The organism is Buttiauxella selenatireducens (assembly GCF_031432975.1).
Taxonomy (GTDB): Bacteria; Pseudomonadota; Gammaproteobacteria; order Enterobacterales; family Enterobacteriaceae; genus Buttiauxella; species Buttiauxella selenatireducens.
Genome location: NZ_CP133838.1, coordinates 4,566,092 through 4,578,895 on the forward strand (window position 1 = coordinate 4,566,092; position 12,804 = coordinate 4,578,895).

Annotated in this window: 11 protein-coding genes; 8 read left to right on the top strand and 3 right to left on the bottom strand. The window is 52.4% G+C overall.

Translation table 11 applies throughout. From position 1 onward, the window contains the following. Nucleotides 1-385 precede the first annotated feature (385 nt). Nucleotides 386-1,957, top strand: coding sequence for a galactarate dehydratase (gene garD / locus RHD99_RS20895; RefSeq protein WP_183272637.1), 1,572 nt, complete (start codon nt 386-388; stop codon nt 1,955-1,957). Nucleotides 1,958-2,194: 237 nt separating this feature from the next. Here garD and RHD99_RS20900 read toward each other — a convergent pair whose 3' ends face one another. Next, a complete protein-coding gene (locus RHD99_RS20900) occupies nt 2,195-3,124 on the bottom strand; it encodes a LysR family transcriptional regulator (RefSeq protein WP_309876336.1) in 930 nt (309 codons plus the stop codon). A 121-nt stretch (nt 3,125-3,245) separates the two neighbouring features. Here RHD99_RS20900 and RHD99_RS20905 point away from each other — a divergent pair, with 121 nt between their 5' ends. Continuing rightward, complete coding sequence (locus RHD99_RS20905) at nt 3,246-4,640, top strand: MFS transporter (protein WP_309876337.1); 1,395 nt, start codon at nt 3,246-3,248, stop codon at nt 4,638-4,640. Between the two features lie 47 nt (nt 4,641-4,687). On the opposite strand, the gene RHD99_RS20910 is transcribed toward RHD99_RS20905, so the two are convergent. Next, the gene (locus tag RHD99_RS20910) at nt 4,688-5,641 is read right to left on the bottom strand and encodes a sugar kinase (RefSeq protein ID WP_309876338.1); all 954 of its coding nucleotides are present in this window, start codon (nt 5,639-5,641) and stop codon (nt 4,688-4,690) included. An 11-nt stretch (nt 5,642-5,652) separates the two neighbouring features. After that, nucleotides 5,653-6,486 (bottom strand): DeoR/GlpR family DNA-binding transcription regulator, encoded by an 834-nt coding sequence (locus RHD99_RS20915; RefSeq protein ID WP_309876339.1) that lies wholly within the window; start codon nt 6,484-6,486, stop codon nt 5,653-5,655. Nucleotides 6,487-6,824: 338 nt separating this feature from the next. Between RHD99_RS20915 and RHD99_RS20920 the strand changes: the two genes are divergently transcribed. From RHD99_RS20920 to gatA, 6 genes are all read left to right on the top strand, one after another. Further along, nucleotides 6,825-7,679: a tagatose bisphosphate family class II aldolase gene (locus RHD99_RS20920; protein ID WP_309876340.1), complete on the top strand. Its 855-nt coding sequence runs from the start codon at nt 6,825-6,827 to the stop codon at nt 7,677-7,679. A gap of 10 nt (nt 7,680-7,689) precedes the next feature. Next, nucleotides 7,690-8,604 (top strand): 1-phosphofructokinase, encoded by a 915-nt coding sequence (gene pfkB / locus RHD99_RS20925; protein WP_309876341.1) that lies wholly within the window; start codon nt 7,690-7,692, stop codon nt 8,602-8,604. 10 nt (nt 8,605-8,614) lie between these two features. Next, entirely contained in the window at nt 8,615-10,045 is a 1,431-nt protein-coding gene (locus RHD99_RS20930) for a PTS fructose transporter subunit IIC (RefSeq protein ID WP_309876343.1), read from the top strand. After that, nucleotides 10,032-10,841: an HPr family phosphocarrier protein gene (locus RHD99_RS20935; protein ID WP_309876345.1), complete on the top strand. Its 810-nt coding sequence runs from the start codon at nt 10,032-10,034 to the stop codon at nt 10,839-10,841. Before RHD99_RS20930 ends, RHD99_RS20935 begins: the two co-directional genes overlap by 14 nt. A gap of 209 nt (nt 10,842-11,050) precedes the next feature. Beyond that, on the top strand, nt 11,051-12,322 hold the full coding sequence (gene gatZ / locus RHD99_RS20940; protein WP_309876347.1) for a tagatose-bisphosphate aldolase subunit GatZ: 1,272 nt from the start codon (nt 11,051-11,053) through the stop codon (nt 12,320-12,322). A gap of 9 nt (nt 12,323-12,331) precedes the next feature. After that, on the top strand, nt 12,332-12,796 hold the full coding sequence (gatA, locus tag RHD99_RS20945) for a PTS galactitol transporter subunit IIA (protein ID WP_309876349.1): 465 nt from the start codon (nt 12,332-12,334) through the stop codon (nt 12,794-12,796). The last annotated feature ends 8 nt before the right edge of the window (nt 12,797-12,804 follow it).

The window sequence follows — 12,804 nt, forward strand, 5'->3', positions numbered from 1 at the left end:
TTTTTTATTTATTAAAATCGGTATTTCACAACTATCTTTTTGAAATAATAGTTTGGGGATAACACCGCCAATTGAAATTAACCTGGTGTTTGTTATTCGCCATTCATCGCAACACAGTATAGCCAGCACAGAACGAATGGACATTGGACAAATGCACAATTAATAACACTTAAAACATTAAATAATTAAACTTATGCACATATTTGTGGGGTGTATTGCACAAATTCATCGATTACCCTTGTTCGTGAGCAAGGCCTCATAATATAAAGTGATCCCTGTCACATTTTTATTCCTCGCAGCCTGACATTCTTTATTTAGCTTGTGATGAAATCACGATAAGACAATTATTCATAAACATTCAGGTAATATCTGGAGAGTAGCGACAATGTCAAATATAGAAATTAAACAACAACCACCTGGGTCGTTTTATATAAAGGTTCATGACACGGATAATGTCGCTATTATTGTTAATGACAATGGTTTAAAAGCTGGAACCCGTTTTCCGGATGGACTCGAGCTGATTGAACATATTCCACAAGGGCATAAAGCCGCGCTGGTTGATATTCCGGCGCAGGGTGAAATTATTCGCTACGGTGAAGTCATTGGTTACGCGGTGCGTGATATTCCACGCGGCAGCTGGATTGACGAGTCTTTAGTGGAATTGCCAAAAGCGCCACCGCTCCACACTCTGCCATTGGCCACTAAAGTGCCGGAGCCGATGCCACCGCTTGAAGGCTACACGTTTGAAGGTTACCGCAACGCAGACGGCAGCGTGGGCACCAAGAACCTGCTTGGCATCACCACCAGCGTACATTGCGTTGCAGGCGTGGTGGATTATGTCATCAAAATTATTGAACGTGATTTGCTGCCGCGCTACCCGAACGTCGACGGCGTGGTCGGTCTGAACCACCTCTACGGTTGCGGCGTGGCCATCAACGCTCCTGCGGCGGTCATTCCCATTCGCACTATCCATAACATCTCTCTGAACCCAAACTTCGGCGGCGAGATTATGGTGATTGGCCTGGGCTGTGAGAAGTTACAGCCAGAACGTCTGCTGGAAGGGACCGATGACGTTCAATCCATTAACGTCGGCGACGCCAGTATTGTGCGCCTGCAAGACGAACACCACGTCGGCTTTAAATCAATGGTCGACGATATTCTGACCGTTGCAGAGCGCCATTTGGTAAAACTGAACCAGCGCCAACGCGAAACCTGCCCGGCATCTGAACTGGTTGTCGGTATGCAATGTGGCGGCAGCGATGCGTTCTCCGGCGTCACAGCAAACCCAGCGGTAGGTTACGCCTCTGACTTACTGGTGCGCTGTGGCGCAACGGTAATGTTCTCTGAAGTCACCGAAGTGCGCGACGCCATCCACTTGTTAACGCCACGTGCCATCAACGAAGAAGTCGGCAAACGCCTGCTCGAAGAGATGGCATGGTACGACAACTACCTTGATATGGGGAAAACTGACCGCAGCGCCAACCCATCCCCCGGCAACAAAAAAGGCGGCCTGGCAAACGTGGTGGAAAAAGCGCTCGGCTCCATTGCCAAATCAGGTCAAAGCGCGATTGTTGAAGTGCTTTCCCCAGGACAACGTCCAACCAAACGCGGCCTGATTTTCGCCGCCACGCCAGCCAGCGATTTCGTTTGCGGCACTCAACAGGTGGCATCAGGGATTACAGTACAAGTGTTCACGACCGGTCGCGGGACACCGTATGGCTTGCTGGCCGTTCCAGTCATTAAAATGGCCACCCGCACCGCGTTGGCAAACCGTTGGTATGACTTAATGGATATCAACGCAGGCACCATCGCGACAGGTGAAGCAACGATTGAGGACGTGGGCTGGGAGTTGTTCAAATTTATTCTTGATGTCGCAAGCGGACGCAAGAAAACCTTCTCAGACCAGTGGGGTTTACACAATGCTCTGGCGGTGTTTAACCCGGCTCCTGTGACCTGATTCCTATTCCCCTTCTCCTGGGGGAGAAGGTTGGGATGAGGGCGTTCCAATGCTAAATCCCCCTCACCCTAACCCTCTCCCTCAAGGGAGAGGGGACTGAATCGAGTTATCCCACTCCCCAAGGTGAGAGCTTTGGTTTTCCCCTTCTCCTGGGGGAGAAGGCTGGGATGAGGGCGTTCCAATGCTAGCCCCTCACCCTAACCCTCTCCCTAAAAGGGAGAGGGAATTTGATGGAATCTATCCCGTCACCTTCTCACGGCAAACACTCAACACCAGTTGCCGTAACCAGCAATGCGCCGGGTCTGCCTCCGAGCGCGGGTGCCACATCAACGACACCGTAATTTCATGGGTTTTCACCGGTAGCTCAAACACATAAAGCCGGGCTTCCCCTGAATTCCCATTTAACCCCGGCTGATTGAGCAAGAATGTCGCCGGCACCAGCGCCACCAGATCGGACGCCTGAACCACCGCTATCGCCGCAGGAAACCCTGGCACCATCGCCGCAATTTTGCGTTTCAGGTTTAGTTCACCTAACAACACATCTACCGGGCCGGTTCCCCGTTCATGGCGCGACACCACAACATGCCCACACGCGGCGTACTTCGCGGCAGTCATTTCACCGTCCAGCTCAAGCGAATGGCCTTTTCTGACTACGCCGACAAACTTGTCCCGATAAAGAGCCGTTAAACGGATTTCCGGCCCCATTTCCCCGAGCACGCCGATTTCAAGATCAATCACACCTTCACGTAAATACTTCGCGGTTTTCTCAGGTTTTGGCATAAAACGCAGTTGTACTAAAGGCGCGACAGCGGCTACGGCAGCAATCAGTGCAGCGCCGAAAATCTCGATAAACCCGGCGTTAGTCCGCAGGGTAAAGTTGCGTTCAAGCGTGGCGAGATTAAGCGCAGCCGTTGAGGGCCGAAGTATCGCACGCGCTTCAAAGACCGCATTTTGCGTGCGTTCACGGATTTCTTCAGCATAAGGCGTCAGCACCATATTGCGCCCAGCCCGCACCAGCAACGGGTCGCCGGTCGTTTCGCGAAGGCGACTCAGCGTGCGACTCATTGCCGAAGCGCTTAACCCCAGGCGACGTGCAGCGCCCACCACGCTTCCTTCAGCCAGAAGCACATCAAGGGCAATAAGCAAATTCAAATCAGGTTCATTCATAACCGCATTGTAGTTGAGACATGGCGTTTGATGCAGTTTATTAGTGTAAGCAGTGCGTCTTCCGCCACGTATCTAACACCGCTATATTTCTGGCATCTATCCACGATAAGAGTTCTGAAAGATGGCGTTATTTTCCAGCCAACCTGGCGATGAAGGTTTACCCGGCCTCGAGCGTGGCTTAGCCATGGCCGCTGTTATGACGATGGCAGCCATGGTCGTGTTCGACGGCTCGATGATCACCATCGCGCTGCCACAAATCGCACGCTCGCTCGAGGTATCGCCAGGAACTTCTGTCTGGGTCGCGAACGGTTACCTGCTATCGGCAGCAATGACACTTGCGATCTTTGCCGCACTTTCCAGCCGCCTGGGGTTCCGCACCATTTTCACCTTCGGCCTCAGCGTGTTTACGCTGGCTTCCGTGGGATGCGCGCTGTCATCTTCACTGGAGATGTTAATCGCCATGCGCGTATTACAGGGCATTGGCGGAGCCGCCACATTGAGTATTGGCCCGGCAATCTTGCGCTCGGTTTTCCCTAACCGCCTGCTGGGGAGAATACTCGGCCTGAACGCATTGCTGATTGGTGCAAGTACCGCTATTGCACCGATTCTTGGGGGCGCGATACTCTCGGCGATGAGCTGGAAATGGCTGTTTGCGATTAACATTCCGCTGGGCATGATGGCTTTGTTACTTACGCTGCGTGTTGTGCCCAACAACCCGGCTTTAAAACGTGAACCGTTCGATTATGCAGGAGCCTTATTATCGGCAATGGCATTAGGCGCGTTGATTATGGCCGCAGACGCCTTTACCCATCCCGGCAACGGCGACCTGAAAGTGGCGATGGCTTACGCTGCAACGGCTATTCTCACAGGCTTTGCGTTCATCAGAGTTCAGCGACGCGCAACAAAGCCTCTGCTGCCGCTCAGCATCTTTGCTTCTTCACGGTTTTCGCTGGCAGCGCTCACCTCGCTGGCCTCTTTTGTCAGCCAGGGCATTACTTTCATCGCATTACCCTTCCTGTTCCAGAGCGTTTACGGTTACAGCGCACTGATTTCAGCCCTGCTTTTTACCCCGTGGCCGATAGGCATTATTCTGGCCGCTCCCCATGCCGGGCGTTTGGCCGACCGCTATTCAGCCGCGATAATCTCGACAATCGGACTGGGGATTTTCGCTATTGGATTGACGCTTCTGGCGCTACTTCCTGAGCATGCTCCAGCCTGGGATATTTGTCTGCGCAGTGTGGTTTGCGGTATCGGTTTTGGCTGCTTTCAAAGCCCGAATAACAGAGAGATGTTGGCCAATGCGTCACGTGAAAACAGCGGATATGCCTCTGGTGTGCTGGCAATCGTGCGCACTTTTGGGCAATGCCTGGGCGCGGCATTGGTCGGGATTTTCATGTCGCTTTATACGCAAAGCAGCGCCGTAGATATCAGCCTGTGGATGGCGGTCATCGCCACTGTTTTGGCCATCGCTCTGAGCGTGAGTCGTTTGCGGGGGTATAAATATTCGAAGGTATGAGGATTTCTACCGACACGCTGTCAGTTTTCCTGACAGCGTGGCAACAATTAACTTCTCTCCTGCCGCGCCATAAACGCTTCTATTTCAGCCAGCGTCGATGTTCCTTCCATCGGGCCACGGCTAGAGATGGCTAACGAACCGCTGGCATTTGCTCGCACCAGCGCATCCGGCACGCTGTAACCCGCGAGGAACAGGCTGACAAAAGTTGCGCCAAAACAGTCGCCCGCACCGGTGGGATCCACCACATCTACCGGATATCCCGGTACGTGGTATTGCTCGTCCTCACTGTAATAGCTGGCACCGCGCGGCCCGCGTTTGACGACGACATGTTTGATGCCACGCGTGAACAGGCTTGCAACGATCTTGCTCTCATCACGAGTTTGGCTAAGCCCAAAATAGTCCAGCTCACCATCGCTTGGCAGGAAGAAATCCGTGTAATCGAGAATATATTCAAAGGCCTGCGACATCTCCGGAATATTCAGCATCTCTTTACGGATATTCGGGTCGAACGACACTGTGCCGCCGTTGGCCTTCACCACACCAATCGCTTTGCGCACCGCATCAATCAGACGAAACGAAAACAGCGATGAACCCATAATGTGAAAATGTTGGCACTGGCCGAGCAAGGTTTCATCAAGGTGATCGGCGCTCAACAACCCGCAGGCGCTATTGGGCATATTAAAGATAAAGTCGCGCTGAGCCTGGGTGCGATAGCTGACAAACGCGCTACCCGTTGTGGCTTTCGGCAGCACCGAAATGCCCCGCACATTAACGCCGTCTCGCGCCAGGCGGGCGATGTTCATCTCACCAAACGCATCGCTGCCCACGCAGCTAAACAGCAGCGAATTAAAGCCCAGTTTCGCCACCTGATCGGCAAAAATTGCCGGCGCGCCGCTGGGGTACGGTCCCCAGAATTCACCGGGGGCGGAAAATCCCTGATTCTCTTTTTTCGCCAGAAATTCGACCAGCAGCTCGCCGAGTGTCGCAATCGTTACTTTCATGCTTAATTCCTTCACCTTGCCGGATGCAGGGCAGGATTAATCCAGGTCAGGCATTCGTTGTTGGTGTAGCTGTTAGATAAACCGACGGCCAGAAACCGCGAATGATATTCCGCCGCCACCATCTGAGGTGTCACCACCGCGCTCACCTGGCTTAATTTGCCCACGGCATAGCGGGCTTCGCCGTAAACCGGGCGTCTGGCGATCGCCACCACGCAGTGGGTGCTGGCTTTAATGGCTTCCTGGAGGATGGCTGCCGCCGCTTCGCTGGCAACATTCAACGTGCCGTCGTCGCTGATACTTTCAACCATCACCAGGCAACGGGAAGGCTGGTATTGCCGGAGCGACTGGAGCGCCAGCTCGCCTTCCAGCGTCTGCCCGCAACTGCCTAACACACCACCGAGCAATACCATCTCCCCATCAATATAGTCTCTGGCGGGTGCCACATGGGCTAAATCGTTCACCACCAGACACAATTCACGGTACTCACCCAGGAAAGGAATGGCCTTACGCAGCACACTGCCCGCGCCAAGGAAAACCGTTTCTTCATTGCCTGCCTGACGGGCCACCTGTTTCGCCAACTCAAGCTCGATGGCGTTATCAAGCGGCTGCACGCACGGCACATCATAGCTGACGGGAATACCCACCGGCTGCGCAGTATAAATCGCCCCACCGAAGGATCGCTTCAAATAGCCTTGCTGCTCCAGGTAGTTGAGATCGTTACGGATCGTCACGCCAGAAACCGCCAGCATTTCAGCTAAATCATCGACTTTAATTTCGCCGTTCTTACGGACGATCTCTGCGATATCCAGGCGCCTTTTCAGCAGGCTGGTAGAGGGTTTTGCCACAACATGACCTTATTGGCTTATTTTCGGGAACATTTCCCCGCTCATAACTTTCATTTTTAAATTTCCGCAGAGTTAAGTCAAATAGCCATCGGCGCAGCTTTCGCTATCCATTGAAAACAAACCAATAATTTCAATTAATTATCTTAATTTTCATTGCCCTATTAACTTACAAAAAGAAATAATCAGTCAATAAATAACTTTCATTTTATAAAATTGATCGCAAATTTGCGGTAATGATCACAACGTAATCAGTTAAGGATCGTTACATTGCTTTCAAAATGAAGGTTAAAAATGATTTTAACTTTAAACTTGTAAGTTATTACTTAGCGGAGAAAGCCATGTTCATTATTTCCAGTAAAAATATGCTCCTCAAGGCCCAGCACAATGGCTATGCGGTACCCGCCTTTAACATTCACAACCTTGAAACTCTTCAGGTTGTGGTGGAAACGGCGGCAGAAATGCGATCGCCGCTGATTGTCGCCGGAACGCCGGGAACCTTCAGCTACGCCGGGATGGACAACATTGTGGCTATCGCTGGCTCCCTGGCCCATGAATACGATCTCCCGCTGGCGATTCATCTCGATCACCACGAAACCCTTACTGATATCGAAACCAAAGTTCACGCCGGGATCCGTTCGGTGATGATCGACGGCTCTCATTTTCCTTTTGAAGAGAACGTCGCGCTGGTGAAAAGCGTGGTGGATTTTTGTCATCGCTACGATGTGAGCGTGGAGGCAGAGCTAGGCCGTCTGGGCGGTGTGGAGGATGACTTAGTGGTCGACAGCAAAGACGCGCTTTATACCAACCCGCAACAGGCGCGTGAGTTTGTCGCCCGCACGGGTATCGATTCGTTGGCCGTTGCCATCGGCACCGCCCACGGCCTGTATGCCCATGAGCCAAAACTCGATTTTGACCGCCTGGCCGAGATCCGCGCCCAGGTCAATGTTCCACTGGTGCTTCACGGTGCCTCCGGCCTGTCGGAAAGTGATATTCGCCGCGCCATCGGCCTTGGGGTTTGTAAAGTCAACGTGGCGACCGAGCTGAAAATTGCCTTTTCCGACGCGCTTAAGCAGCACTTCACGCAGAACCCGAAAGCCAACGATCCACGCCACTACATGCAGCCCGCCAAACTGGCGATGAAAGAAGTGGTACGCAAAGTGATTAACGACTGCGGCTGTGAAGGGCAACTATAAGGAGCTGACGGTGATTTACACACTCACTCTTAATACCGCTATCGACATGAATATCTTTAGCGATCCCATAGCACCAGGTGTGGTGAACCGGACTCACCACACAGAATATTGCCCCAATGGAAAAGGCGTTAACGTCGCCCTGGTGCTGAATCATTTCCAACAGCCCGCGCATATTCTTGGCATTTTTGGTGGTTTTACCGGCCGCTATATCGTCGAGGAACTGCGTAAGAAAAAGCTCAACGTCACGCCCGCCTGGGTGAGTGAACCCACGCGCATCAATATTTTTATTCATGATGGCGCGCAGGAATATAAGTTAGTTAACCCCGGCGCGTTTATTAATGACGACTGCAAACAGCAAGTTATTCATGAAATATCAAAGCTTACGGATGCTGAATATCTGGTTATCAGCGGCAGCCTGCCGCAGGGAATAGAAAGCCATTTCTACGCCGAAATTATGACGCTATGTCAGCAGAAAAAAATTGCGGTGATTCTGGATATTAGCCACCCGGTACTGCGTCAGTTACTGGAATTTAAACCGTTATTAATTAAACCCAATGATGAAGAAGTGGCGGAAATATTTGGTTTAACGGTCACGAATCATCAACAGGCAAAGAACGCTTTTGCCGAAATGCACGCTCTCGGTGCGCGAAATATTTTGCTGACTCTCGGCGCGCGGGGAATGTATTTCTCCAACGGAAGCAACTGCTGGTTTTGCAGCGCACCCAATATCGAACTGGTTAGCTCGGCCTGCGCCGGAGATGCCGCACTCGCCGCGTTTCTCAGCGTCTGGCTGGCAGGCGGCGAAACGGAACGTGCGTTAGCACTCGCTAGCGCGACAGGTGCCGATGTTGCAGGCTCGGCAGGTTTAGGCCAGCTCGCCGCCATCGACAATTTGCTCATGCAAATCCAGGTCGAAAAACTGTAGAGGACTGCTTATGAAAAGAATCATTGCTATTACCGGTTGCCCTACCGGAATTGCCCATACGTTTATGGCCGAAGAGGCCCTTAAAAGTGCGGCAAAGAAACTCTCCATCGAAATTAAAGTAGAAACTAACGGCGCGAGCGGTGTGGAAAACACCATTCAACCCGAGGATTTAATTAATATTGCTGGCGTGATTATTGCCGCGGATAAAGATGTTAACCCGGATCGTTTTAACGGCCTGCCGGTTATTGAAGTTCCGGTAAAAGAAGCCATACATCACCCGGCGGCGTTAATTAATAAAATCCTCAACGGCGAGGCCCCCATTCGCAAAGGGGAAAAAAGCACCACCGCGACTCAAACGGAAAAAGAGTCGTTTGGTCGCCAGGTTTATAAACACCTGATGAGCGGCGTCTCTAATATGCTGCCATTCGTGGTAGCTGGCGGGATATTAATCGCCATTTCATTTTTATGGGGTATTTATTCCGCTGACCCTAAATCGGCTGAATATAACGCCATCGCCGCCATGTTGATGAAAATCGGCCAGCAGGCGTTTTCAATTATGGTTCCGGTCTTCACCGCCTATATCGCCTACTCCATTTCCGGCAGACCAGGCATGGTGGCGGGGTTTGTCGGTGGCTTGCTGGCGAATGCCACTGGGGCCGGCTTCCTCGGCGGGATTATTGCCGGATTCGCGGCAGGTTATTTAATGCTGTGGGTGAAGAACCTGCTTGAAGGGCTTCCGCGCCAGTACGAAGGGCTGAAATCCATCTTTATTATGCCGTTGGTCGGCGTGCTGGCGATTGGTGTGTTGATGGTTTTGCTTGGACAACCGGTCGCGGCGATTAACAACGGCATGATGAGCTGGCTTTCTTCGCTACAAGACTCAAACCCGATTCTGCTGGGAATTGTGGTCGGTGCTATGTGCTCCTTCGACTTCGGCGGCCCGGTGAATAAAGCGGCCTACGTCACTGGCACACTGCTGCTGGGCCAGGGAAATTACTTCTTTATGGCTGGTGTTTCTGCCGCCTGCATTACTCCGCCACTGGTTATCGCGCTGGCAACCACCTTCTTCCCGAAAGGGTTTAGCGAAGATGAACGCGCCGCTGGCATGGTGAATTACATCCTCGGCTGCACCCATATCACCGAAGGTGCGATCCCCTTCGCCGCGAAAGATCCATTGCGCGTGATCCCCATGATGATGGTCGCCTCCAGCATTTCCGCCGTACTCAGCTACAGCCTGCATATTCAGGTTCCGGCCCCGCACGGTGGCTTCCTCATCCTGCCGCTGGTCAGTAAACCGCTGGCGTGGGTACTTTGTATTCTGGCCGGTTCCGCCTGCGGAGCGGTGATGTATGGCTCGTGGCGTCTGTGGCTGGTACGTAAACAACCGGCTGTCGAGGCGGCTGTAAACCTTCAGCAAGGAGGCAACAATGCAGCTCTGTGAACAGGACATTTTCATCAGCGACGAGCGGGTTGATAAAACAGACGCGCTAAAACAGGTCGCAGGGAAACTGGTGCAGGCAGGCAATACCACCCGCGATTATCTGAATGGGATGCTGGCTCGGGAAGCGCAAATTTCGACGTATCTGGGTAACGGCATCGCTATTCCGCACGGCACGCCAGAAACCCGCGATGCGGTGCTCAATACCGGAGTGAAAGTGATTGTTTTCCGCCACGGCGTGGAGTGGGGAGAGGGAAATATTGCCCACGTGGTGATGGCGATTGCTGCCCGTTCTAATGAACATCTGGATATTTTGCGCCAGCTCACGCATGCGTTAAGTGACGACAGCGTGCCCGCAGCGATAGAAAAAGCCACTACGCCCACCGATATCCTGGTCATTCTAAACGGTCAGCACCTCGCTGAAGACAAAGAAGATGCAACGGGCGAAGGTGAGCAAGCGACCTTTGTGGTCCACAACCCTCACGGACTGCACGCCCGCCCCAGTGCAGTGCTGGTAAAAACCATCAAGCAGTTCGAATGCCAAATTACGGTTGAAAACCTGGATGCGGATAGCCGAACCGTAGATGCCAAAAACCTGATGCGCGTGGTGTCACTGGGTGTAAAAAGCGGCCACCGCCTGCGCTTTAAGACCTGTGGCCCAGACGCACACCAGGCGCTGGAGGCTATAGGTGAAGCGATTGAAAGTGGTTTGGGAGAAGTCACCACACTTCCTGCCACGCCCGCTCCCCATTACGTTCCTGAAGTGAAACGAAGCTGGCTGGCACGTTTATTTAATTAATATTTCCTTTCGAGTTTAGCGCTCAGTAGCTTTCGTCTATTGAGCGCCTTCTTACGTCCAGATATCGCAAAAAAATCATAACCCATTAAACAATAAGATATAAATTTCATATCAGATGAATAATCAGACATGGATCACGATTGTCATCAAAGATCTTTGCGTTCAACTCAAAACATAACGAAAATAAACAAAAGAAAACAGAGATACAAATGAAAGATATTATAGAACGTCATAAATCAGGTGAGCACATCGGTATCTGTTCTGTCTGTTCAGCCCACCCACTGGTGATTGAAGCCGCCCTACGCTTTGATCTGGAAAGCGACCGCAAAGTCCTTATCGAAGCCACTTCAAACCAGGTTAACCAATTCGGCGGTTACACCGGTATGCAGCCTGCCGATTTCCGTGATTTTGTCTACCGGATTGCCCGTGAGGTGGGGTTCCCACAGCAGCGCATTATCCTCGGCGGCGATCATCTGGGGCCAAATTGCTGGCAGGATCAACCGTCTGATGAGGCGATGCAAAAATCCATCGATTTGATCAAAGCGTATGTTGCGGCAGGGTTCAGCAAGATCCATCTGGACGCTTCAATGTCCTGCGCAGACGATCCCGTTCCGCTCGACCCACAAGTGGTCGCAAACCGCGCCGCACGGCTGTGCCAGGCCGCAGAGCAGACCGCCACTGACCAACAAAAGCAACAGCTCACTTATGTGATTGGTACTGAAGTCCCGGTACCTGGAGGCGAATCCAGCGCCATCGAAGGAGTACATGTCACCCGCGAAAGCGATGCGGCTAATACGGTGGAAACACACCGCCTGGCTTTTGCCGCACTCGGTCTGGAAAAAGCCCTGGAGCGCGTGATCGCGATTGTAGTGCAACCCGGCGTGGAATTTGATCACACTCAGGTGATCCATTACCAGCCGAAGGAAGCCGAAGCGCTCTGCGCGTGGATCAAGAAAACTCCGCTGGTTTACGAGGCGCATTCCACGGATTACCAGGCGCGGAAAGCCTATCGCGAACTGGTACAAGATCACTTTGCGATTCTGAAAGTCGGCCCGGCGCTCACTTTTGCCCTGCGAGAAGCGATTTTTGCGCTGGCAAAAATTGAGAGTGAACTGGTGGCGCCGGAACAACGCAGCCAGGTTTTACAGGTCATTGATGAAGTGATGCTCAACGAGCCGAACTACTGGAAGAAGTATTACCACCCGACCTTCAGCCAGGCGATGGTCGATATTCACTTCAGCCTTTCGGACCGCATGCGCTATTACTGGCCGCATCCACGCATTCGTCAAAGTGTGGAAAAACTGACCGCTAACCTGGACGCTATCAGCATTCCGCTTGGGCTTTTGAGCCAGTATTTGCCGGTGCAATTCGAACGCGTGATGACCCAACAACTCCACGCCACCCCTCACTCTCTCATCCTCGACAAAATTCAGGATGTCCTGCGCGCCTACCGTTATGGCTGCTCGTTAACAGCGGCCTGAGGAAAATCCATGACTCAAATATTTGTACGAACCGGAATTCACTTCGCAGACGCCGATGCTGCCCTGCAACACATCGGCGCGGAGATGCTGGCAAAAGGAGTAGTCCACGCCAGTTACCCGCAGGCGCTGCTGGAAAGAGAGGCCATCTTTCCGACTGGAATTGACCTTGAACACCATGCAGTAGCCATTCCTCACTGTGAGGCGCTGCACGCCAAAACTCCGGCTATTTACCTGATTCGCCCTGATAAACCCGTGCATTTTCAACGCGCCGATGACGATGGAGAAATCCCGGTGACGTTGATTATTGCCCTGATCGTCGAAAACCCGCAGGCGCAGCTTGAGTTGTTAAAGCGCCTGTTTAGTGAGCTACAAAACCCGGAAGTGATGGAGCGGCTACTCACAGCGCCGCCAGCACAACTGGGCGAATTATTCCGAAACACCCTTCTCGAACCGCAATTAAGTGCGGCTTCGTAAGCATAATA